The following is a 23,208-nucleotide window of genomic DNA, read 5'->3' on the forward strand; positions in this document are numbered from 1 at the left end:
GCCGATCGGTAGTTTTACAAACACAGTTTCAGTAGGGAAAGCTGATTTGCATGACGACGACTGAAACCGTTCACGATCGAATCGGGACCGCACGCGACGAACTATCGACCGGTCAGCTGCTGGCCGTTTTCGCGTTCGTCGCGGCGGCGACGTTCGCGCTGCTCTTCCTCCAGGACCCCCTAGCTCACGACTCGATGCACAACTTCCGGCACGCGGCCGGTGTCATCTGTCACTGATGCTGGTCGACTACCTCGAGCGGGGCGTGCTCGCCGGTGCGATCGCGGGAATCGCGTACGGCGTCTATATGGCGATCGTCGCGAACCCGCTGATCGGCTACATGGAGGGGCTCGCCGAGGGCGGTGAACACGGCGACCACTCCCACGAAAGCGGATCCCACACTCACGGAGCCGGTGAGCACACCCACGAGGCCGCCGAACACGCTCACGCGGTCAGTGAGGCGACGACCGCCGTCGTGAGCGTCGGCAGCGGCGTCCTCTGGGGGATCCTGCTCGGAGGCGTCTTCGCACTGGCGTTCTACTTCCTCGAGCCGGCGCTGCCCGGCCGCGGGCGGCTGAAGACCTACGTGCTGGCCGGCGCAGGGTTGCTCACCGTTTCGATCGCGCCGTGGCTGGTGCTTCCGCCGGCGACGCCGGGTGCCGAACTGGCGTTCGATCCCACGGTCCGGAGCGCGATCTACGCGGGAATGATGGTCGTCGGCGCAGCCGCGGCCGCAGCGTCGATCTACGGGTACAGACGTGGTTCGACCAGAAGCGACCTGCTCGGGGTAGTCACAGCGGCAGTCCCGATCGTTTCGCTCGTCGCGATCACCGCAGTTGCGGCGCCGACGGTCGTCGAATCCGGTTCGACGCCGACCGCCCTCGTGACCGCGTTCCGCGGCCTGACCGCGCTCAGTCAGGCCGCACTCTGGACGCTCGTCGCCGGCTCGTTCGGCTGGCTCCAGGCTCGAGCCGGCGTGCGGTCGGCGACCGACCGACGCGAAGATCTGCTGACCAGTCCATGAAGGATCGAACCGAAGAACACCGCGAGCGCCTCGACGCACACGTCTTCGTCTGTACCAACGACCGCGATTCGGAATACGCGAGCTGCGGTGCGGTCGGTGCCGAGGAGACGGTCACGGCGGTCAAAGACTGGCTGCGAGAACGCGACGCGTTCTGGACGGCGGTCTCCGTCAGCGAAACCTCGTGTCTCGGGCTGTGCAGCGAGGGCGGTACCGCGATCTCGATTCAGCCGCGAAACACCTGGTACTCGGACGTAACTCCCGAAACCGTTCCCGAGTTACTCGAGTCCGAGTTCGGCCCGAACGCGGAACGGATCGGCAACGGGGACTGAATCAGCGACCGAGTCGAGGGCCACACAACGGTTTTACCTGTGGTCTTCGATACCATACCCGTTACAGATGCTCACGTGGCCGGAAGAGACGATATACGAGGGGATCGCGACGATCGCGAGGGACCGACCCGACAGCCGGGCCGTCGTCTCCGACGAAACGGTGTGGAGCTACGGCGACTTGCTGGACGAGAGCCGTGCGCTCGCCCGCGGCCTCGCCGACCTCGGCGTCTCGGACGGCGACGTCGTCGCGGTCTGGCTCGGCAACCGCCCCGAGTGGATCGCTTGCCAGCTCGCGACCTCGTATCTGGGCGCAGCGATGGTCGCGGTCAACACGCGCTATCGGACCCACGAACTCGAGTACATGCTCGCGGATTCGGGCGCGAGCGTTCTCGTCACCGAAAGAGCGCTGCTCGATCGCGACTACCACGAGATGCTCGGGACGGCCGTTCCCGAACTCGAGGAACAGTCGCCCGACGAGTTCGATCCCGACTCGGTCCCGGGGCTCGAGGCGGTCGTGAGTCTCGAGCCGTCACCGGACCTGCCGGCGCTTCGCGGCTACGACGACGTGCTCGAGGCGGGGCGGTCACTGGACCGAGACGGCTTCGAGCCGGCGACCGACCCAGACGCGCCGGCGGCGATCTTCTACACGAGCGGCACCACGAGCGATCCGAAGGGGTGTCTCCAGTCGAGTCGATCGCTACTGAACCACTCCGCCCACGTCGCGGAGTACCTCGGCGTAACCGAAGCCGACGTCGGCGTCGCGACGCTCCCGTTCTGTGGCATCTGGGGGTACAACACGCTTTTCAGCGTCCTCGCGACGGGCGGAACGCTCGTCGCCCAGACCTACTTCGATCCCGGCGAGACGATCCGGCTGGTCGACGCACACGACGCCACCTACCTCACGGGACTCGGCGTGATGTTCGAACGGATGCTCGAGCACGACGTCTTCGAACCCTCGCGAGTCGAAACCGTCGACACGGGCGTCGTCGGCTTCATCAGCAAGGGGTTCGACGATGACCTGTTCGATCGGATCGAGTCGACGTTCGGCTTCCCGGTGGTCCAGCCCTACGGCCTCTCGGAGGCAAACAGCCAGATCTTCGTCGGCGAGCCGTCGGACCCGGCCGAGCGACGAAAGCGGGTCGGCGGGCCGCCGATCCACCCGGCTATCGACGCGAAAATCGTCGATCCCGAGACCCGCGAGGAACTTCCAGTTGGTGAGGAAGGGGAACTCGCGATTCGAGGGTATCTCCTCGCGGACGGCTACCTCGGAAAGCCCGAGGCGACCGCCGAGGCGTTCGACGAGGACGTCCCCGGGAGCGGAGCGACCGGGGAGCCGGAAGACTCGTCTTCCGGACGGTGGTTCTACACCGGTGATCTCGCGGAGATCGACGCCGACGGGTACGTCTACTATCGCTCGCGGCTCGACGACGCGCTCCGGGTTCGCGGCTTTCTGGTCGCGCCGCGGGAGATCCAGACCGCGATCGAGGACCATCCCGGCGTGCGATCGTGCGAGGTCGTCGGCGCACCGCATCCGCGCCACGGCGAGGTACCGGTCGCGTTCGTCGTCTCCGACGCCGGGGACGTGACGGCCGAGGGGATCGAGCGCTTCCTCGAGCCGCGCGTCGCGGATTACAAAGTTCCCGAGGCGGTCGAGTTCGTCGACGCGTTCCCGACGACGGAGGGACCGAACGGGGAGAAGGTCCAGAAGACGGCGCTCCGAGAGCGAGTCCGGGATCGATTCGAACCGTAGCGAAGGGGTCCGCAGTTCCGGAAATCGACGGGTGACGACGCAACGTTTTTCTCCCGACTAGATGAGGATAACCCGATGGCCCGACTCCTGCGCGACGCGGTCGAGTTGACGGAGAGCCAACGACTCGTCCGCTCGAGCGTCCACGACGTCTGTTCGGACTTCGACCGCGAGTACTGGCGCCAGCGGGCCGACGAGGGGGAGTATCCCCACGAATTCGTCGACGCGCTGGCAGACCACGGATGGATGGGAATCTTGCTTCCCGAGGAGTACGGCGGCGCGGGGATGGGAACCCGGGAAACGGTCGTCATGATGGAAGAGATCGCGGCGAACGGCGGCGGGTTCAGCGCCGCCCAGGCGGTCCACGGCGGCGTCTACAACTCCGTCCCGATCGTCGAATACGCGAGCGACGACATCAAGCGTGACCTGCTTCCCGACGTCGCGGCCGGCGACAAATCGATCCAGGCGTTCGGCCTCACCGAGCCCAACGCGGGCTCGAACTCGACGGCGATCGAGACGCGCGCGGAGCGAGACGGGGACGAGTACGTCGTCAACGGCCAGAAGATCTGGACGTCTCGCGTCGACGTCTCCGATTACATCGTCCTCGTCGCGCGGACGACCCCGCTCGAGGACGTCGACAAGCGCACGCGCGGCATCTCGATGTTCCTCGTCGATCTCGAGGACGCCCACAAGCAGGGCGCACTCGAGATGGAAGCGATCCCCAAGTCGGCCAGCGACTTCGTCCACTCGTTCGAGCTCTGGTTCGACGACCTTCGGGTGCCCGCGGAGAACCTGATCGGCGTCGAGGGCGAGGGGTTCTATCAGGTGCTGGACGGCCTCAACGAGGAGCGACTCGTCATCGCCGCCGAGTGCATCGGGCTGGGACGGCTGGCGCTCAAGCGGGCGGTCGAGTACGCGAACGACCGAGTGGTCTTCGACAGCCCTATCGGCTCGAATCAGGCGATCCAGCACCCGCTGGCGGAGGCCTACGCGCGGCTGCAGGCGGCAAAGCAGTTGACGTACAACGCGGCCGAGCGGGCCGCGTCGGACGAGGACGTCGACCTCGGCGCGTACGCGAACGCGGCGAAGTTCCTCGCGGCGGACGCGGCCTACGAGGCGGCCGACGCGGCCGTCCAGACCCACGGCGGTTTCGGGGTCGCGACGGAGTACGACGTCGAGCGCTACTTCCGCGAGGCCAGACTGACCCGGCTGGTACCGATCACGCAGGAACTCGCCCTGAACTACATCGGCGAGAACGTCCTCGGACTGCCCCGCTCGTACTGACGACGATACGGTCACCGATCCGCGACTCACAGCCATGACGGACGACACTACCGAACCCGACGACACGACGGAATCGCACGACAAACGGCTCGTCGACGGCTGGCACGGCCGCTACTACGAGGACTTCGAGGTCGGCGACATCTACAAGCATCCCTTCGGCCGCACCGTCACGGAGACGGACAACGTCTGGATGACGAACGTGACGATGAACCTCAACCCGATGCACTTCAACGAGGCCTACGCCGAGGAGACGGAGTTCGGCGAGCGCCTCGTCGACGGCACCTTCGTCATCGCCCTGGCCGTCGGGATGAGCGTCATCGACGTCTCGGTCAACGCCACCGCGAACCTCGGCTACGACGACATCCGCCACCACGCTCCGGTCTTCCACGGCGACACCATCTTCGCCGAGAGCGAAGTGCTCTCCAAGCGGGAACTCGAGTCCCGGGATCACGTCGGCATCGTCGAGACCGAGCTTCGGGCGTACAACCAGGACGGCGATCTCGTCCTGAGCCTCGAGCGGACGCCGATGGTGCTGAAACGCGAGCACGCCCAGCCCTCGGCGGCGAAACCGCCGGGCTGGCTCGAGGGGATCGGCACGCAGCCGGAGGACCTGTAGCGATGACGCTCGCCGTCGATCGAACGGGGGACAGCTACCCGTGATGGCACTCGACGACATCACGGTCCTCAGCCTCGAGAGCGGGATCAGCGCGCCGCTTTGCACCCGGATGCTGGGCGACTTCGGCGCGGAAGTGATCAAGGTCGAGCGGCCGGGCGTGGGCGACGTCAACCGCCACTGGGATTCGGTCGTGTACGGCGATTCCTCGGCTCACGTCTGGGTCGATCGTAACAAGTTGAGCGTCGAACTGAACTTGAAGACCGACGAGGGCCTCGAGGTATTCCACGAATTGGCGAAAGAAGCGGACGTGGTCGTCCAGAACTATTCGCCGGGCGTGGTCGAACGACTCGGCGTCGGCTACGAGGATATCGCGGCGGTCAACGACGACATCATCTACCTGAACATCTCGGGATACGGGCGAACGGGCCCCTACAGCGACCGGAAGGCATACGACATGGTCATGCAGGGCGAGACCGGCCTCATCCTCATGAACGGCTCGCCGGACGCACCGGCGAAGATCCCGCTGAGCGTCTGCGACATCAACGCCGCGACCTACGGCACTATTTCGGCGCTGCTCGCGCTCTTTCACCGCGAACGGACCGGAGAGGGCCAGAACCTCGACGTCACCATGTTCGGCGGGATGCTCTCCTGGCTCGGCTACTTCCCGCAGAAGTACTGGCACGCCGACGAGATACCAGAGCGCATCGGGATGCGCCACCACCTGTTGACTCCGTACGGACCCCACGAGACGGCCGACGACCAGTACGTCAACTTCGCGATCCTCAGCGAGGCCCACTGGGAACTGCTCTGCGACGCCGTCCTCGAGCGACCCGACCTGCTCGAGGACGAACGTTTCGAGACCAACGAGAAGCGCGTCGAAAACCGCGAGACGCTCGAGCCGATGCTCGAGTCGCTCATCGCGGAGCGCCCGCGCGACTACTGGGCCGAGCGGCTCGCCGAAGCGGGCATTCCGTGGGGCGACGTCAACCGACTCGACGAGGTGCTCGACCATCCCCAGACGGACCACCTCGATCTCGTGAAGGAGCTCGAGACCGAGGACGGCCCGGTGCCGTACGTCGACACGCCGATCGACTCCGATTCCCTCGAGTTCGCCGCCGAACCGATGCCCGACCTCGGCGAACACACCGACGACGTGCTCGAAGCACTGGGGTACTCGAGCGAGGAAATCGAGGCGCTGCGCGAGTCGAACGCGATCTGAGTCGACGAGTGCGTTCGGTCGGCAGTCATTCCTCCTCTGAAAAAGACAGTTCTTCGTCGTCCTGACCATCCGCGCTCGCGCCCTGATTTTGACTCGTCCCGGCGGCCGGCCGATCGCTGAGTTGTCGCTGCGGGTAGGGGATCGCGATCCCCTCCCGGTCGTAGGCCGTCTTGACCGCGTGGACGACCGCCCGCTTGGCCTGCCACTTCCTGCGCACGTTCGGCGGCTGGATCCAGAACCGACACTCGAGTGTGACCGCGGAGTCGCCGAAGCCGGTCGGGATCACCTCCGGTTTCGGGGCCGGGGCCACCTGTTCGACGGCCTCGATCGCCTCGAGGGCGACGGCTTCCGCGCGCTCGAGGTCGGTGTCGTAGTCGACTCCCACCTCCTGTTGGAGTCGCAACCGCTTGCGCTTGGTGCGATTGATGATCGTGCTGCTCGAGACGCGGTCGTTGGGAAGGACCACGGTCTCGCCGTCGAAACTCCGCAGACGCGTGTTGATGATCGTGATGTCCATGACGATCCCCTCGTGCTCCTCGATCTGAACCCAATCGCCGATCTCGAACGGCTGGGAAAACATCAGGACGAATCCGGCGATCAGCGAGCCGAGCGTCTGTCGCGCCGCCAGCCCGAGGACGATTCCCAGAAACCCCGCGCCGACGAGCAGGCCGCCGAGGTCGACGTTCCACAGCGAGAGGGAGGCCAACCCGACGGCAATCAGGATGCAGACCTGCATCACCCGAAAGACGACGCCCTCCTGGTGTGCGGTCACGTAGTTCGCGTCGGCGAGCCACGCGTCGAGGCGCTGCTCGAGGTATCTGGTGCCGGCAACCGCGCCGACCAGGAGTCCCACGGTGACGAGTATTCGCAGGAAGGTCGGAATCGCGGCAGTGATCAGCGACAGCGCGAACGCCGCGAGCCAGACGTGCCCCCAGATGACCAGTAAGACGAGGGCCGTCCCGCTCAGAACGATCGACTGAAGGGTCCGAATGACCGCACGGGCCGGAAACGGAACGTCGAGCAGCTCGTCGACCGCCTCGAGTCGGCCCTCGACATCGTGGTCCTCGATCAGCCCACGGGCGACGGCCACGGTCCGTCGAACGGCGATGGGCGTAACCACGAACCCGATGAGGACGGCGAGGACGGCCACGCCGACGCTGACCGCCAGCCGTGCTTCGGGGGTGGCGATCGTTTCGAGGGACGTCTGTACCGTCTCGGTGACTCGGGCCACGTTCGTACACGAGTCTCCCCGTCCCGGTAAAGAAGGTGCCGGCCGCCCGGACAGTCTCGAAAAGTGAAACGCGGAGGGGCCTTTAATTTCCCTCCTCGCCGTGGTGGAACCTATGTCACCGACCGAACCGAACGGGGAAATCGTCCTCGTCGATGGTGCTCGAACGACCCATGGAACTCTGCTCGGCTCGCTGGCGAGCGTCCAGGCGGTCGAATTGGGTCGAACGGCCCTCGACGGCCTGCTCGAGCGCGTCGACGTCGCGCCGGGTGACGTCGACTGGGTCGGCCTCGGTAACGCCATTCAGGCCGGCATCGGTCAGGTCCCGGGCCGACAGGTCGTCGTCGAGTCGGGGCTGCCCAACGAAACCGAAGCGACGACCGTGAACGAAGCATCGGGATCGGGGCTACGTGCGATCGCGCTCGCCGCAGATCGCATCAGGGCCGGCCGTGCGGAGCTGGCGGTCGCCGGCGGTTTCGAGTCCATGTCGAACGCGCCGTGGATCCTCCCGGATTACCGAACGGGGCGTCGGTACGGCGACGTCGAACTCAAGGACTCGATGCTCCTCGATTCGCTCTGGGACGTCAATCTCGACGTCCACATGGGCGAGATCACCGAGCGACTGGTCGACCGCGAAAACGTTTCTCGGGAAGCGCAGGACGAGTACGCGCTCGAGAGCCATCGGCTGGCCGCCGAGGCGATCGAATCGGGCGCGTTCGACGACGAAATCGTTCCGGTTGGGATCGACGGCGCAACCGTCGACCGAGATCAGGGTCCGCGACCGAAATCGACGCTGTCGGATCTGGCCGAGTTGCCGGCGTCGTTCCGCGAGGACGGAACGATCACGGCGGGGAACGCCTCGAAGCTCAGCGACGGTGCGGGCGTCGTCCTGCTCGCGGACGGCGACGCGGCCGCCGAGCGCGACCTCGAGCCGCTGGCGACCCTGGTCGACTACGACCTCGTCTATCGGAATCCCGACGAGTTCAACGAAGCCGTCGGCGACGTCGTCGAGGGGCTGCTCGAGCGCAACGAACTCGCGGTCGCGGACGTCGACGCCTTCTGGATCAACGAAGCGTTCGCGGCCCAATCGGTGTACGTCATGGACCGCATCGGGATTCCGCGCGAGAAAATGAACCCCTGCGGCGGCGCTGTCGCGTTCGGCCACCCGATCGGCGCCTCCGGCGGGATGCTCGCCGCGAGCCTCAGCTACCAGTTGCGAGACGATCCCGACGTGACCCGCGGCCTCGTCGGGATGAGCGTCGGTGGCGGCGGCGCGATCATGGCGTTGCTCGAGGAGTACTGATCGGCGCGTCTCCGAACCGATCAGACCGTCGAAACGTGGGGAGCACGATTATACCGCTCCCTGAGAGACGAACGGATATGAGAGACGCAGACGCGGCCGGAGTCGCTGGTGAGCTCGCGACGTTCGTGGCGTCGCTCGCCGACGACGACGTGCCGGACGAAGCGCATCGACTGGCGGAGCGTGCGATCCTCGACACCGTCGGCGTGACGATCGCGGGCGCGGGTGCCGACGCCGGGGAGATAGCAGCCGGTGCGGTCGGCACCGAAAGCGGCGCGACGACGGTCCTCGGCCGAGACGACCGACTCCCCCTGTCGGACGCCGTCTTCGCGAACGCGACGGCGGGCCACGCGCTGGACTTCGACGACGTCGCCCTGGCGGCGATGGACGGTCATCCGAGCGTCCCGATGGTCGCCCCGCTGCTCGCGATCGGCGACCGAGAGGCCGCAACCGGTCGGGAGCTGCTGACCGCCTACGTCGCCGGATTCGAGGCGCAGAACTTCCTCTCGAGACCGATCAGTCCCGGCCACTACGAGGCCGGGTGGCACGCCACCTCGACGATCGGCCTCTTCGGGGCCGCCGCGGCCGTCGCGAAGGTGCTCGAGTTGTCCGCGGAGCGGACGGAAAACGCGCTCTCGATCGCCGCCTCGATGCCGGCCGGCCTCAAGCGCAACTTCGGGACGACGACCAAGCCGATCCACGCGGGACAGGCCGCCCGCTCCGGGACGACCGCAACCCTGCTCGCCGCCGACGGCGCGACCGCCGACTCGATGGCGATCGACGGCGACCGCGGCTTCTTCGATCTCTACTGCGGCGACGGCGAACCCGCCCTCGAGCGACTCCCGGAACTCGGCTCGCGGTGGGCGATACTCGAAGACGGCATCGACGTCAAGAAGTATCCGTGTTGCTACTACACCCACGCCGCGATCTACGCCGCGATCGAACTCGCGGACGAACACGACCTCTCGGTCGCGGAGATCGACGACGTCGCCGTGACGGCCTCGCAGGGAGCGGCCGACGCGCTCGCTCACGACGACCCCGAGACGGGGCTCGAGGCGAAGTTCTCGATGCCGTACCTGATCGGGAGTGCGATCGCCCGCAGGCGGGTCGATCTGTCCGCGTTCGACGAGGATCGGATCGACGACCCTGACGTCCAGACCGTTCGCGAACGAGTCTCGGTGACCGTCGACGAGGCGCTTCCCTACGACTCGAACGCCGCCCGCGTCGCGGTGACGACCCGGGCCGGCGAGGAGTACGAGCGCATGCGAGAGCGGCCGCCCGGGACCCACGACGACCCGCTCTCAGACGACGAACTCCGCGCGAAGTTCCGAATGTGCGCCGCGCAGGCACCGGGGTCGGTCGCCACCGACGACGCGCTGGCGGCGCTGGACGACCTCCGGTCGGTGACGGACGTCGGTGACGTTCTAGAGTTGCTCTGAGCCGCCGGCCCGCGGGACCGTCGGGTTCGCGGGCTTCGAGACGTTTACCTGTGAGCCCTCCCCACGTACCGGCAATGACGCTGTATTCGCGGGTGCGCCCCCTCGCGTTCACACTCCCGGCCGAGACGGCACACGATCTCGGCAAACTGACGCTCCGGGCGGCCCAGTCGACCCGGCCGATGCGGACGGCGCTCTCGTATGCGTATCAGTACGACGATCCGGCCCTCGAGGTCGACCTGTTCGGCGCCACGTTTCCGAACCCGGTCGGCGTCGCCGCCGGCTTCGACAAGAACGCAGAAGTGACCCACGCCCTCGAGGCGCTGGGCTTCGGTTTCGTCGAAATCGGAACCGTCACGCCCTATCCACAGGAGGGGAACGATCGACCCAGACTCTTCCGCCTCCGCGAGGACGAGGCGATGGTCAACCGGATGGGATTCAACGGCCAGGGGATGGAACGGGTCAAGTCCCGACTCGAGGACGACGGTACTCCGAACATCCCGCTCGGCGTCAACGTCGGGAAAATGAACGCCTCGACCGAGCGCGAGGCGATCGAGGACTACCGGCGCGTCTTCGACCGGCTCTCGCCGTTCGCCGACTACGTCGTCGTGAACGTCTCCTGTCCGAACACGCCCGACGAGTTCGACGAGGGCTCGCCCGAGCATCTCCGGGCGATCTTCGAGACGCTCGAGGCCGAAAACGACCGAAATGTGCCGATTCTCGTGAAGATCGGTCCCGACTCCCCCGACGATTCCGTCTTCGATCTCGTCGACATCGTCCAGGAGTTCGGTCTCGACGGCATCGTCGCGACGAACACGTCGACGAGTCGGGAGGGACTCGAGTCGCCCCGTCAGGACGAGTGGGGCGGCCTCAGCGGCAAGCCGCTCGAGAATCGGTCGACGGACGTGATCCGCACCCTCGCGGAGTACACCGACGGCGAGCTCCCGATTATCGGCGTCGGCGGCGTCGATTCGGCCGAAAGCGCCTACGAAAAGATCCGAGCCGGTGCCTCGCTCGTCCAGCTCTACACCGGGTTCGTCTACGAGGGGCCGTCGACCGCGAAGCGGATCAACCGGGGACTCTCGACGCTGCTCGAGCGCGACGGCTTTTCGTCGGTCGAGGACGCGGTCGGTGCGGACCTCGAGTGATCCGCCCGCCGTCGAATTTCGCGGTATACTGTGCCTGAGTGGTCCGATCAATCGAAGTGGAACCGCTCGACGGAGCGGACGGCGTAGGCTGCGGAGAACGACCCGACGGTCACTGAGAGGGCACACGACGCGACCGTTCCGACGATGCGGACGACCGCCTGAGATGGGCCGATCGCCGACGCGATCGCGTGGCCAACGATCGAACTGTGGGCGGCGAGCGTCGGGATCGCGACGAGGAAGACGACCAGCGAGAAGCCGGTAAACGCCAGCTTGCTCGGGACGATCGCTTCGGTGCTCCGGGAGACGCTGACCGCCTCGAAGCGGGGGAATAGCGCGCCGATTCCGGTGGCGATCGGGGCCGCAGCGACGGCGAGCACGAGGGCGCTCACGGCGAGGGTGAGGACTGCCCCCATCGAGTGGGGGCTCGCTATCCCGAGTCCGACGACCGCTACGAGGGTCACCGGCACCACGAGGAGGACACTGGCCACGGCGTGTCCGGCGACGAGCGCGCGGCCGGGAGCGTCGCTCAGGAGCGTCGCCGGGAGCGCGGCCCCTTCGTTCCCCACGACGTTGAGTGCGAACAGTGCGCCGGCGATCCAGGGACCGAAGCAGACGATCCAGATCGGGAGCCCCTGGCCGATCGTTCCGGTCTGGACAGCGTGCATAATCGGGGAGAATAACAGAAAGAGCGGGTAGACCGCGAACGTGAGCGTGATCGGAGCCCGCCGTGCCCGTTTCCAATCCGTCGCCACAACACCCACTACCGGCTGTGGAAGGATGCCCGACAGTCGACCCGCCGCGGACGAGGACGCGGGCTCGACTTCGTGCTCGATGTGAACGCCGTCAGCGTACCAGACCCCGGCCGCGAGTCGCGGGAGCACGGCGGCGCTGGCGAGCAGGAACGCGACACTCGCCAGCACCGCTCCGACGCTTCGACCGATCGACCCCGAAGGCACCGACCCGACGAGCGCGAGGTCTGCGTACCAGCCGATCGGCGTCGGGGCGAGGAGGCGATACACCGGCTCGAGCACGGACGCGAACGACTGCGTGAAGAGAACACCGAAGTAGCCGACAGCGAGCACCCCGACCAGCACCGACCGGAGTCGCGTCAGCAGTCTCGAGCGAACGCCGGCGCTTCTGACGACCAGTGAGACGAGGAATCCAGTCGTGATCGCCGTCGCCAGCGTAATGCAGACGGTGAGAAAGAGGACGGGTACCGACAGCACCGAGCCGGTTCCCGCGGCGAACAGGAGCGAGCCAGCGATGGCGAGCAGGACGGTCGGGACGCCCCACAGGACGAGCTCCGCGAATATGAACCCGGCCAGCAGTTCGCGGTGGGAGACGGTTGTCAGATAGCCGTCCAGTCGATCCGGACGGAGCGCCGTCGCGTACGCTCGATACCCGCCGAAGCCGGCGACGAATAGCCACGCGTAGACGAACCCGGGCCGAACCAGCGCCAGCGGCGTCTCGATGTCCCCGGACGCGATTCCCGCACCGAACAGGTAGGTCCCGACGATCCCGCCGAGTCCGACCGGAACGAGGAACAGCGCCGCAATCGCGAGCGCGATCACCTGAACCGGGTTTCCGGTCACTACCCGCCAGCGGCGGCTGAGTTCGAGGCGAGCGATCGTGACGACGTGGTCTCGTGCGAGCATCGTCACTGCACCGTCGCACCGTGGTCGGTCGTGACCGCGAGGAACACGTCCTCGAGCGTCGAGTCGGACTCGCTTTCGACCTGCCGAGTCAGGGTCTCGGGAGCCCCCTCGGCGACGATTCGCCCATCCGAGAGGACGCCGACGGTATCCGCGAGCTCCTCGACGACGGGAAGGATGTGCGTCGAGAGGAAGATCGTGTGGCCCTCCGATGCCATCTCCGCGATGGCGTCGATGACAGTTCGTGCGGCTCGGGGGTCGAGGCCGCTCGTCGGCTCGTCGAGGAAGAGCACGTCGGGTTCGTGCAACAGCGCCTGAACGAGTCCGACCTTCTGGCGCATCCCCTTCGAGTACTCCTCGATCCGTTTCCCGGCATCGCCGGCCAGATCGAAGCGCTCGAGCCACGCGTCGATCCGTCGTTCCGCCGTCGACGCGGGGATATCACGGAGCCGCGCGAAGTACTCGAGCTGTTCGTACCCGGTCAACTCGTCGAAGACCGGCGGCTCCTCGGGGAGGTAGCCGATCGCGTCCCGGACGGCGTCGCGGTCGCCGACGGAGGTACCGAGAATTCGCGCCTCTCCGGCGGACGGGCGAGTGAGCGTCGTCAGCATCCGCATCGTGGTCGTCTTTCCCGCCCCGTTCGGGCCGAGAAAGCCGTAAACTGTGCCGCGCTCGACGGCGAAGTCGATGCTATCGACGGCGACCGTGTCGCCGAATCGCTTCCGCAAACCGGTCGCCTCGATCGCGAATTGAGTGGCGGACATCGAAGTCTCTCCTGACACACTTGTTTTCTGCGCAACTTTTTAGTATCGAATCGAACCTCAATCGCAAAACAGAGACGTCGAAGCGACGATAGTGTCGCCGACGCTCCGATCAACCCACCTCGGGATCGTCGATCGCGTCGTCGAGTCCGTGGTGTTCCGCGGGGCCGACGACTTCGTCGGTTCGTTCCTCGAGGATTTCCCGGGTACTGGAGTCATCCCACTGCGATTCGACCATCGGCTCCGCCTCACCCCCGGTCACGGAGAGGTACACCGATCTGAGCTGTTCCGTCTTGTCCGCGCCGTCCGACTCGTCGCTCGCGTCGGCCGCGTGGTCTGCTTCGGTCATGTTCAGTCGTCATCGAATTTGGAAGTATCGGGAGTGAATATAAATCGGCCGCTACTTTCAGATCCTGAGAATCGTCACGCGGAACGACCCGTCGACGAGTCTCCTTGGTGGGCGAAATTCGAAAACAAACGCCCCAATGGTGTGATAAACAGATTCTCGGCGTATCCGATTCCGTGGGGAAGCGGTGTTCAGTCGACGTCCACGCGCGTTCCGTGTCCCGAGTCGCCGACGACTGCTCCGTCTTCGGCGACGATCGCACCGCGGACGACCGTCGCGACCGCTTTCCCGGTAAAGGACTCGCCCTCGAACGGCGTCACGCAGTTCTTCGAGTGCAGGTCCGTCCGGTCCTCGAGCGTCCACTCGCGGTCGGGATCCACGACGGTGAAATCGGCGTCGGTACCGACCTGCAGCGACCCCTTCTGCGGGTACATCCCCCAGACCTGCGCCGGGCACGTCGAGTGGCGGCGGACCCACTCCTCGAGCGTGAACCGACCCTGATCGACGAAGGTGAGCATGGCCGGGACTTCGGTCTCGAGCCCGACGAAGCCCGAGATCGCGTCCCAGGTGTTCCCGAAGGGGTCGTCGACCATCTTTTCCTCGGGCGTGTGGGGTGCGTGATCGGTGGCGATGCAGTCGATCGCGCCGTCGTCGATACCCACGTCCCAGAGTCGCTCGCGTTCGTCGGCGTTTCGGATCGGCGGCTGGACGCGGGCGACGTTGCCCTTCTCGCGCATGACGTCCTCGGTGAACCAGAGGTAATGAGGCGTCGTCTCGGCGGTGACATCGATCCCGCGAGACTTTCCGCGGGCGACGGCTTCAGCGGCCGAACCCGACGAGACATGGAACATGTGGATCTTCGCGCCCGTCTCCTCGGCGAAGGTGATCATCCGCTCGACCGCTTCCTGTTCGGCGATCACGGGCCGCGAGTGGGAGTGATCGATCGGCTCGTTTCGCCCCGCCGCCTGAAACCGCTCCGTGTAGTGGTCGATGATCTCGCCGTTCTCCTCGTGGAAGCCGAGTCGCTTGCCCGTCTCTCGGATCTTCTCCATCGCCTCGAGGATCTCGCCGTCGTTCGGCGGGGGGACGTCGCCGACCGTCGAGCCGAGGAAGATCTTGAATCCGAGCGGGCCGGTCTCGGCGATCTCGGGAATGAGATCGAGGTTCTCCGACGTAACGACGGCATAGCTCTGGAAGTCGACGTGGGCCGAGGCCTCGCCGCGCTCGAACTTGAGCTCGAGGTGTTCGGGCCGATCGATGACCGGGTCCGTGTTCGGCATCCCGACGACGGTCGTCACGCCGCCGGCGGCCGCCGCCCGCGTCGCGGACTCCCAGTCTTCCTTGTACTCGAGGCCGGGTTCGCGGTTGTGGATGTGGCAGTCGACGATACCCGGCACGAGGACGTTCCCCTCGGCGTCGAGGACGCGATCCGCGTCGGGAAGCCGGTCGCTCCGGCCGACGGCGACGATGGTTCCGTCCTCGACGGCGACGCCCGAATCGGGCGAGCGACCCGCGGGCGTGACGACGGTACAGTTGCGCACGACGAGATCGACGCTCATTGGCGAGGACTTGCCGAGGGCGGCGCATATAGCTTCCCCAAACGGGTCGCGGACCTCGGTCGACGAATCGACTTCGGAGTGTCCCGGCGCTAACTCGGAGTCGGCCGTCGCTCGAGCTTCCCGCCGACGAGCGCGGCGAGTGCCAGGATCACGAGATCGAACGCGAGCGTCAAAAACAGACCCACTGCAAACAGGGAAACGAAACCGAATCCGACCGCGGCACCGCCAGTGATCGCCGCAGCGACTCGCCCTTTCTCGGCGAGAAACTGATACACGCCGAATCCGACACAGAGTTGAGGAATGAGCGCGGTGACACTGAGGAGGGCTATCCCAGGCATTTATTACACACCATACATCCGAATATATACTGATGTCGGATCTCGTTTAGAAGTGTTCCAGACGAGATAGCCAAGCCGAGACCGGACCGACGACGCACTCGAGCCCTCGATTCCGACCCAGCCGGCCGACGAGTGATGTCGACGGCAAGTGGTGTGTGATGATCTCGACTGGCCGTGTCGACCGACCGGGTGACCGCCGAGGGCTCGAGTCCGAGCCCTCTCCTACTCCTCCCGCAACTCCGCGAACAGGTCCGGCGGCACGGAGCAGCCACAGGGCTCGACGGTCCCGGTAGTCGGACCGGTGACGACGGCGAACAGGACCGGATCCCCACAGCGCGAACAGTCGGGGAACGCTGCGGATCCGTCGTCTCCCTCGGGCTCGCTAGACACGGCGATCACTCCACATCCGTGGAGACCCCGAAACCGGACTCGAGGCTGGTCGCGTCAGGCGATTCCGCTGGCGTGCGAGACGTTTATATCCCGGTAGAATGAACGTAATCATGGCATCCGAAGCCGCGTGCTTTGGAAGCCAAGTCTCGGGTGGTGTGCACACCCGGGACGTTTGCGGACCGTCCCCGACGGAGACCGACTTCCGTTCTAATCGTTGACCTGTTGTAACTCATATCTACTGCTAATTGTCCGAAACCAGCGCGAGATCGAGAGGGCCAAGCGGCGACAATCAAACGAAACGGGCAACGAGACACTCGATCACCCACCGCAGAACGGAGCGCTCGAGACTGGTCGAACCGCTACCGGTTTTTGAAATCGTGGTCGTCGCTCAGTTCGCCGAGCCGCTCGAGTTCCCGTTCGGCCTCGGCGGATCGCCTGTGCTGGGGTGAGACGATCGCCTCGCCGGATCCCTCGATCCGGTCCTCGGGGTCGTCGACGGCGATCCACTCGCGGAGCCGCGAAAGGACGTTCCGGAGCATACGTGAACGATGCGGGGCTACGCTCAAAAGTGTACTTCGAATCGGATTTTCGAATGATATGTCGGTCGCCGTCACGACACGGCAGTGTCCCGCGCTGGTCGTCCGATAGCCACGATCGACGCCGTAGGCACCGCCTATCGGTCGAGTAGACACCGGCTACGCGGCGGTACGAGCGCGATACTAAACAGCGAGCGCCTGATCGAGTCGGAACGATGGACTCGCCAGCGATCCGCGACAGGACGATCCTCGTGACCGGGGGCGGGGGCTTCATCGGGAGCCACCTCGTCGACGCCCTCTGTCCCCACAACGAGGTCAGAGTGCTCGACGACTTTTCGACCGGCGACCGAGCACACCTCCCGGAGGACGTGACAGTAATCGACGGCGACGTTCGCGATCCGATCGCCCTGCAGAAAGCGGCCCGCGGCGTCGACCTGATCTTCCACCACGCCGCGCTCGTCAGCGTCTCCCAGAGCGTCGACGAGCCCCGGCAGAGCAATCGGACGAACCTCGATGCGAGCCTACTAGTCCTCGAGCAAGCCCGCCGGGAAGACGCCCGGGTCGTCGTCGCCTCGAGCGCGGCCGTCTACGGCCATCCCGACGAGCTCCCGGTACCGGAGACGGCGCGGACCAATCCGACCTCGCCGTACGGCGTCCAGAAACTCGCGCTGGACCAGTACACTCGACTCTACGAGGAGTTATACGGGCTCGAGACCGTCGCGTTGCGATACTTCAACGTCTACGGCCCGCGCCAGCAGGGACCCTACAGCGGCGTCATATCGACGTTCCTCGAGCAGGCGCGGGCGGGGGACCCGATCACCGTCGAGGGCGACGGCCGCCAGAGTCGCGATTTCGTCCACGTCAGCGACGTAATCCGGGCGAACCTGCACGCGGCGACGACCGATGCGGTCGGCGAGGCGTTCAACATCGGCACGGGCGATCGAACGTCGATTCTGGACCTCGCCGAGACGGTCCGCGACGCGACCGGGTCGTCCTCGTCGATCGTCCACCGCGCCCCTCGTTCCGGCGACATCAGACACAGCGGTGCCGACACGTCCAAAACGGCCCGCGAGCTCGGATTCGAGGCTCGCGTCGGGCTCGAGTCCGGAATCCGGTCGCTGATCGGCGACGGACGGAACGGCGGAACCGGTGCCGACGCCGGGGTATCGCTCGGACCGAATCGGGAGGGAAGCTCGTATAGCTGACTCGACTTCCGTTCACTCCTGCTCTCGATTCTCCCATCGGATTGAATGGGACGACGTTCGAACCCGGCTCCGACGGCCTCGACGAGCCCGTTTTTCGCTCGTGTCCGATCGAAAGAGTGTCGCACCAACAGGGTATTACTGACTGAATCCGGAGGGAATCCGCGCTAACCGTCCGAACGTCCAGTCGTGTTTATTCAGTCGGTCGATCAAAGACCGCCTATACCATGACTGGCGAGTGTTCCAGCAGGACGACCGTGCGCGGGAGCGCCCACGCTCCCCATCACCGACCGCCGGCCACTCGCCGGACTCGTGATAGTCGGTCGCGCGCACCGAAACCACAGTGACCGTGATATACAGATGGAACGGTATCAGAATATGTGTTATAAAAAACAATTTGTAGAGCGGTCACGAGGGTATAGGACATGAATTACGCGACGACAACCCTTCCCCAGCCATGAGCAACCGACGACACGGTTTCACGCTACTCGCCGGGCACAGGTCGTCGATTACTGGTGTGGCCGCGTCGACAGTTACCACGAGCTCGTGGGCAGGCGTTCTTCCCGAGTCCACCCGACCGCTGCAACTGGCCGGAAACGCACACCTCGCGGCTCTCGCGGGCATCGTCGCGCTCGCAGTACTCGGTGGCGTACTCGTCGCACGTAACCGATACGAGCGACCGGACTCGCACCGGAACGGGACGGAGTCCGAACGCGAGGAGTTCGTGACCGATCGGGAGCGGGTGCGCCGACTTCTCAGGGAAAACGGCGGGCGAATGAAGCAATCGAACATCGTCGATTCCGTGGACTGGTCCAAAGCGAAAGTAAGCCGACTGCTCGCCGACCTCGAGGAGGACGGCCAGATCACCAAGCTTCGGCTCGGGCGGGAAAACCTGGTCTGTTTACCGGGCCACGAACCGACGGCCTCGAAATCGCCCGAACAGGCCAACGACGACTAGCACTGCCGAGTAGCTCCGCCGGTTCCCTGGCGGCTTGATCCACCTCGAGCGAGACGGAATACGGTCAGCCGATCGTTCCTATCAGCAATCGTTGTTTTCTACCATCGAGTCCGCCACTGAACACCCACTGCTGTGCCGTAGTATTCGGTTTCTTAGCGTAATGGTTCTGCCTGTTTATCCGCCGAAACCCCGACATGATGGATGCCTTCACGGCAACTATGAACGCACGCAAACAGTTACTCGTCGTACTAGTCGCGCTGCTGGTCGTTTGCTCGGGCGGGGCGATGGCCATAGCCGGAGCGTCCGGCAGTGGCGTCGACCAGAGCACCGACAGCAGCGAGGACGAGTACGACTCGGCGGACGCGGATTCGACAGACGAAACGGATACCGAACAAGAAGAGACGGACACAGCGACCGGGCTCCAGGAAGACAACGCGACACCGATAGAGCCCGACGACGGAGAGAACGAAACGGACGCCCAACAGGGCGCGTACGTGACGTTCAACGATCAGACGACCGAGGGCGATACGGTCGTCGTCGAGAACGTCTCGCTCGCGAGCCCCGGCTTCGTGACGATCCACAATAGCAGTCTCCTCGTGGGGAACGTCTTTGAGAGCGTCATCGGGACGTCGGCATACCTCGAGGCGGGAACGCACGAGAACGTCGAAATCACGCTCGACGAACCGCTCGAGGAAGACGAGACCCTGATCGCGATGCCGCATCGCGACACGAATGACAACGAGACGTACGACTTCGTCGAAACCGAGGGTGCGGCCGATGGCCCGTTCCTCACTCCCGACGATGAACCGGTGACCGACGACGCGGTAGTCACCGTCGATGGGATGGCCGACGAAGAACCGGTTGAGGAAGAGCCGGTCGACGACAACGAAACTGAGGATAACGTCACCGACGAACCTGTCGAGGAAGAGCCGGTCGACGACAATGAAACCGACGACGTCACTGACGAACCGGTCGACGACAACGAAACCGACGACGTCACTGACGAACCGGTCGACGACAACGAAACCGACGACGTCACTGATGAACCGGTCGAAGAAGAACCGGTCGAGGAAGAGCCGGTCGATGACGACGAAACCGAGGACGACGTCACTGACGAACCGGTCGACGACAACGAAACCGACGACAACGTCACTGACGAACCGGTCGAAGAAGATCCATTCGAGGAAGAGCCAACCGATGATGACAACGTCACCGAAGAACCGATAGACGAGCTCCCCGTCGATGGTGAGCAACAGCCCGTCTTCGTCACCGTCGAAGAGCTAACTGTCGAAGATCTGACTGTTGAGAACGCCACCGTGTACGTTCTCGTCGTTGGCGAAAACGTGACATCCGACAACATCTCGGACGAACTCGACAACGTAACCGAGGACGAAATGCCGGTCGAGGAAGACCCGTTCGAGGACAACGAAACCGACGACAACGTCACTGACGATCCGTTCGAGGACAACGAAACCGACGACAACGTCACTGACGATCCGTTCGAGGACAACGAAACAGACGACAACGTCACTGACGATCCGTTCGAGGACAACGAAACAGACGACAACGTCACTGACGAACCGACCGAGGAGGTGACGGCTGAATCCTTCACCGTCAGCAATCTCGAGGCTCCCGAAAGCGCTACTGTCGGTGAGGACATCACCGTCACGGCGGACATCGAGAACCCGACCGACGAGGAACGGACGGAGGCCGTCCAGTTCCGTCTCGAGGGTGACCTCCTCGCCCAGGAAGACGTGACCCTCGAAAGCGGTGCGAGCACCGAGATCGAGTTCGAGGTCGATACGAGCAACCTCGCGGCTGGCACCTACACCCACATGGTGCTGACCGACGAAGCCGGTGAGCTCGCAACCCTGGAGCTGACGGAAGAGACCGACGACGGTCTCAACGAAACCACTGACACGGACACCGAATCCGCGCTCGGATTCATCGCGGCCTAACCGAGGAGCAATCCAGAGGCAACACGTTTTTTCTCGCCGTCGAAGCGAACACACTGCTGACTGACCAGCCTGTAGCTGGTCCAGTCGAACGACGGACGGATCGTGACCGGCCGGACTCGAGATCGACGGCCGTCGACCACGCCAGCAGTTCGGAAGACAGCTGGGCGAGCCGACGGGCTGTGCCGGCCTCGTCTATTCGAGCAGTCGGTACAGACTGCTCGCTGCGACGGCGAGAAACACGAGCACGCTCGAGAGAACCGGATCGATACTCGAAAGGAGCGGGACCTCGAGCCCGGCAAGTGCGATGATGGCGAGACCGAGAATGCAAAGCCCGAGATGGACTTGCAGGACTCGCGAGTGATCGTCGGTGTGGCCGTCGACGTACTGGAAGACCTCCTCGAAATGCTGCCCGGATTGAATCGTCTTCGAGTCGGAATCGTACTCGATGACGGCGTCTTCCTCGAGTTGGGGGAGATGGGTCTGCTGGAGGGAGACGTAGACGCTCTTGTAGAGGTTGTTCGGAACGGGCGTGGTATCGGATTCGGTCGCGGCGATCTCACTCGCCACGTCGGAGACGTCGATCTGTCCGCCCTCCGAAGCGAGCAGCTGTACGATAGCCCGCCGTCTATCGTTGCCGAGGATGTGAAACACCTCGCTCTCTTCGAGCGGGTCAGTTCTGTCCGTTTGAACTGACATCGATTGGAGAGAAGGGGAAGCGGCACTCGGCTGACAATCCACCACCAGTGGGCATATCTCCCCACTTCACGCACCACTAACTTTAACTTTTGCAGAGTACGGTGTCGTTTGGTCCCCCGGACGAAAGCGACGGATCTGTGAGCGGTGGTAAGCAGATGGTACGATCGTCTCTCCCTCGGACCATCGCTCGCGTACGGGACAGTGTGCTGACTGGACGCCGTCGGAACGAGCGTGAAGACGAATAGAGGACGAGAGCCGGCGTCAGGATCCGTTCGATCGCGTCGTCGGATCAGTCTGGGCAGTACTCGGGGATCGGCGTCGGAGACGCGGGCGACAAAAGGGAATCGAACTCAGTCGCCGGGAAGGTGACCACCGGATTGCATCTCCCGATAGGTCGTACAGGACGGACAGCCGTGGACGATATCGCCGTTGTCACCGAAGACGCGAGCGAACTGCTGTGTCACGTGCGTTCCGCAGTTTCGACATCGGGCGCCGGCTGTCGACGATTCCATGGGCTTCCAGTCGTGTTGTGTGGAGTTCATGGTTTGTGGGGTGTACTCGGACGAGTCTCTCGACCTCGCTGGCGGGGTCGTCGCCTCACTGAGACGGACTCGACCCCATCGGGATATCGCGATCCGCAGCGGTACCGGTCCGAGCATCATGGTATCGAGGGGAGCAAACCCGAATAAAGGACGGAGAACGTTCACCGGGGAAGCGGGGGTGAGAACCGGGAAACAGGGTCTTTCCGACCGATAACGGACGTGAGGGAGTTCTAAACTGCAGATCGAGTCACGAGTCGCCGAGAGACCTCAAGCCGAGTTAAGTCGTGTTGGGCCGCATTCGGCGCTCAAACCGAATATTGATCGACCCGCCGTTTCGCCGAAACATGTAGTTTCCGAGTCGAAATACGATCTTACCTCGCGGAACGAAATGGCGACACGGTGTAAGGTACATCGTTATAAAATACCACTATCGCTTACCGATTTCCGTGCCGGAACATACTGGTGGTGCCTCCGACAGTGGTGGCCCGACTACCGACTCTCTCGAATCGCCGCCTCTTCCGAAGAGCGAACGGACCCTGTCCGCCCAGAACGAATGACCAGGCCAATGTCAACGCACGCGAGCAACACGCGATCGGAATCGACTGCCAATCCATCGGCCCAGCTCGACGTCCTCGGGGACGACTGCGCTCGAACGATCCTCGTCGCGACGAGCGACGGCCCGAAGACGGCGAAGGAACTGACCGAACGAACGGATAGTTCGTCGGCGACGGTCTACCGACGAATCAACAACCTCCTCGAGAGCGATCTCCTGGCGGAGTGTGTGCGGTTCGACGACGACGGCTCACACACGACGGCCTACGAGGCGACTGTCGACCTCCTCCAGGTTCGGATCGCCGCGGATGGGATCGACGTTGCGGTTTCGGACGGCGAGGAGTGATCCCGTCCGAACGTGTTCGAATCAAGAGTTGTTTCCGGTCGGTG

The 23,208-nt window shown here is 64.7% G+C and carries 24 protein-coding genes; 14 read left to right on the forward strand and 10 right to left on the reverse strand.

Features of this window, described 5'->3' with window-relative positions; translation table 11 throughout:
• Positions 1–50 precede the first annotated feature (50 nt).
• The 7 genes from LDB05_RS07270 to LDB05_RS07300 all read left to right on the forward strand — a co-directional run bounded on the left by LDB05_RS07270 (position 51) and on the right by LDB05_RS07300 (position 6,216).
• Entirely contained in the window at positions 51–236 is a 186-nt protein-coding gene (locus LDB05_RS07270) for a CbtB domain-containing protein (protein ID WP_226007255.1), read from the forward strand.
• Positions 236–1,021 carry a CbtA family protein gene (locus LDB05_RS07275; protein ID WP_226007256.1) on the forward strand — a complete coding sequence of 262 codons (786 nt, stop codon included), beginning with the start codon at positions 236–238 and terminating at the stop codon, positions 1,019–1,021. Before LDB05_RS07270 ends, LDB05_RS07275 begins: the two co-directional genes overlap by 1 nt.
• A complete protein-coding gene (locus tag LDB05_RS07280) occupies positions 1,018–1,350 on the forward strand; it encodes a (2Fe-2S) ferredoxin domain-containing protein (protein ID WP_226007257.1) in 333 nt (110 codons plus the stop codon). Before LDB05_RS07275 ends, LDB05_RS07280 begins: the two co-directional genes overlap by 4 nt.
• Before the next feature lie 67 nt (positions 1,351–1,417).
• The gene (locus LDB05_RS07285) at positions 1,418–3,100 is read left to right on the forward strand and encodes a class I adenylate-forming enzyme family protein (RefSeq protein ID WP_226007258.1); all 1,683 of its coding nucleotides are present in this window, start codon (positions 1,418–1,420) and stop codon (positions 3,098–3,100) included.
• Between the two features lie 75 nt (positions 3,101–3,175).
• Complete coding sequence (locus LDB05_RS07290; protein ID WP_226007259.1) at positions 3,176–4,381, forward strand: acyl-CoA dehydrogenase family protein; 1,206 nt, start codon at positions 3,176–3,178, stop codon at positions 4,379–4,381.
• Between the two features lie 34 nt (positions 4,382–4,415).
• Positions 4,416–4,997, forward strand: a complete 582-nt coding sequence (locus tag LDB05_RS07295; RefSeq protein ID WP_226007260.1) for a MaoC family dehydratase — start codon at positions 4,416–4,418, stop codon at positions 4,995–4,997.
• A gap of 40 nt (positions 4,998–5,037) precedes the next feature.
• On the forward strand, positions 5,038–6,216 hold the full coding sequence (locus LDB05_RS07300; protein WP_343232910.1) for a CaiB/BaiF CoA transferase family protein: 1,179 nt from the start codon (positions 5,038–5,040) through the stop codon (positions 6,214–6,216).
• Between the two features lie 25 nt (positions 6,217–6,241).
• Here LDB05_RS07300 and LDB05_RS07305 read toward each other — a convergent pair whose 3' ends face one another.
• Positions 6,242–7,447, reverse strand: coding sequence for a mechanosensitive ion channel family protein (locus LDB05_RS07305; protein ID WP_226007262.1), 1,206 nt, complete (start codon positions 7,445–7,447; stop codon positions 6,242–6,244).
• Between the two features lie 112 nt (positions 7,448–7,559).
• Here LDB05_RS07305 and LDB05_RS07310 point away from each other — a divergent pair, with 112 nt between their 5' ends.
• The 3 genes from LDB05_RS07310 to LDB05_RS07320 all read left to right on the forward strand — a co-directional run bounded on the left by LDB05_RS07310 (position 7,560) and on the right by LDB05_RS07320 (position 11,328).
• Positions 7,560–8,747, forward strand: a complete 1,188-nt coding sequence (locus LDB05_RS07310) for a thiolase family protein (protein ID WP_226007263.1) — start codon at positions 7,560–7,562, stop codon at positions 8,745–8,747.
• A gap of 77 nt (positions 8,748–8,824) precedes the next feature.
• Entirely contained in the window at positions 8,825–10,183 is a 1,359-nt protein-coding gene (locus tag LDB05_RS07315) for an MmgE/PrpD family protein (protein WP_226007264.1), read from the forward strand.
• 74 nt (positions 10,184–10,257) lie between these two features.
• Complete coding sequence (locus LDB05_RS07320; protein WP_226007265.1) at positions 10,258–11,328, forward strand: quinone-dependent dihydroorotate dehydrogenase; 1,071 nt, start codon at positions 10,258–10,260, stop codon at positions 11,326–11,328.
• A 47-nt stretch (positions 11,329–11,375) separates the two neighbouring features.
• On the opposite strand, the gene LDB05_RS07325 is transcribed toward LDB05_RS07320, so the two are convergent.
• The 7 genes from LDB05_RS07325 to LDB05_RS07355 all read right to left on the reverse strand — a co-directional run bounded on the left by LDB05_RS07325 (position 11,376) and on the right by LDB05_RS07355 (position 16,913).
• Complete coding sequence (locus tag LDB05_RS07325) at positions 11,376–12,983, reverse strand: hypothetical protein (RefSeq protein ID WP_226007266.1); 1,608 nt, start codon at positions 12,981–12,983, stop codon at positions 11,376–11,378.
• A 2-nt stretch (positions 12,984–12,985) separates the two neighbouring features.
• Positions 12,986–13,744: an ABC transporter ATP-binding protein gene (locus LDB05_RS07330; RefSeq protein WP_226007267.1), complete on the reverse strand. Its 759-nt coding sequence runs from the start codon at positions 13,742–13,744 to the stop codon at positions 12,986–12,988.
• A gap of 109 nt (positions 13,745–13,853) precedes the next feature.
• Complete coding sequence (locus LDB05_RS07335) at positions 13,854–14,090, reverse strand: hypothetical protein (protein ID WP_226007268.1); 237 nt, start codon at positions 14,088–14,090, stop codon at positions 13,854–13,856.
• 188 nt (positions 14,091–14,278) lie between these two features.
• Positions 14,279–15,646, reverse strand: coding sequence for an allantoinase AllB (gene allB, locus LDB05_RS07340; protein WP_226007269.1), 1,368 nt, complete (start codon positions 15,644–15,646; stop codon positions 14,279–14,281).
• 89 nt (positions 15,647–15,735) lie between these two features.
• Positions 15,736–15,984 (reverse strand): hypothetical protein, encoded by a 249-nt coding sequence (locus tag LDB05_RS07345; RefSeq protein ID WP_226007270.1) that lies wholly within the window; start codon positions 15,982–15,984, stop codon positions 15,736–15,738.
• Positions 15,985–16,206: 222 nt separating this feature from the next.
• The gene (locus LDB05_RS07350) at positions 16,207–16,374 is read right to left on the reverse strand and encodes a hypothetical protein (RefSeq protein WP_226007271.1); all 168 of its coding nucleotides are present in this window, start codon (positions 16,372–16,374) and stop codon (positions 16,207–16,209) included.
• Positions 16,375–16,733: 359 nt separating this feature from the next.
• Positions 16,734–16,913, reverse strand: a complete 180-nt coding sequence (locus LDB05_RS07355; RefSeq protein WP_226007272.1) for a hypothetical protein — start codon at positions 16,911–16,913, stop codon at positions 16,734–16,736.
• A gap of 212 nt (positions 16,914–17,125) precedes the next feature.
• Between LDB05_RS07355 and LDB05_RS07360 the strand changes: the two genes are divergently transcribed.
• From LDB05_RS07360 to LDB05_RS07370, 3 genes are all read left to right on the forward strand, one after another.
• Positions 17,126–18,115: an NAD-dependent epimerase/dehydratase family protein gene (locus LDB05_RS07360; protein WP_226007273.1), complete on the forward strand. Its 990-nt coding sequence runs from the start codon at positions 17,126–17,128 to the stop codon at positions 18,113–18,115.
• Between the two features lie 454 nt (positions 18,116–18,569).
• Positions 18,570–19,070 (forward strand): helix-turn-helix transcriptional regulator, encoded by a 501-nt coding sequence (locus LDB05_RS07365; RefSeq protein WP_226007274.1) that lies wholly within the window; start codon positions 18,570–18,572, stop codon positions 19,068–19,070.
• 218 nt (positions 19,071–19,288) lie between these two features.
• On the forward strand, positions 19,289–21,028 hold the full coding sequence (locus tag LDB05_RS07370; RefSeq protein ID WP_226007275.1) for a DUF7282 domain-containing protein: 1,740 nt from the start codon (positions 19,289–19,291) through the stop codon (positions 21,026–21,028).
• A 192-nt stretch (positions 21,029–21,220) separates the two neighbouring features.
• On the opposite strand, the gene LDB05_RS07375 is transcribed toward LDB05_RS07370, so the two are convergent.
• Together LDB05_RS07375 and LDB05_RS07380 are read right to left on the reverse strand one after the other, a co-directional pair.
• Entirely contained in the window at positions 21,221–21,724 is a 504-nt protein-coding gene (locus LDB05_RS07375) for a DUF7344 domain-containing protein (RefSeq protein ID WP_226007276.1), read from the reverse strand.
• 350 nt (positions 21,725–22,074) lie between these two features.
• Complete coding sequence (locus tag LDB05_RS07380; RefSeq protein ID WP_007109247.1) at positions 22,075–22,236, reverse strand: DUF7563 family protein; 162 nt, start codon at positions 22,234–22,236, stop codon at positions 22,075–22,077.
• A 595-nt stretch (positions 22,237–22,831) separates the two neighbouring features.
• Here LDB05_RS07380 and LDB05_RS07385 point away from each other — a divergent pair.
• Positions 22,832–23,164, forward strand: a complete 333-nt coding sequence (locus LDB05_RS07385; protein ID WP_226007277.1) for a winged helix-turn-helix domain-containing protein — start codon at positions 22,832–22,834, stop codon at positions 23,162–23,164.
• The last annotated feature ends 44 nt before the right edge of the window (positions 23,165–23,208 follow it).

The organism is Natrinema salinisoli (assembly GCF_020405205.1).
Lineage (GTDB): Archaea > Halobacteriota > Halobacteria > Halobacteriales > Natrialbaceae > Natrinema > Natrinema salinisoli.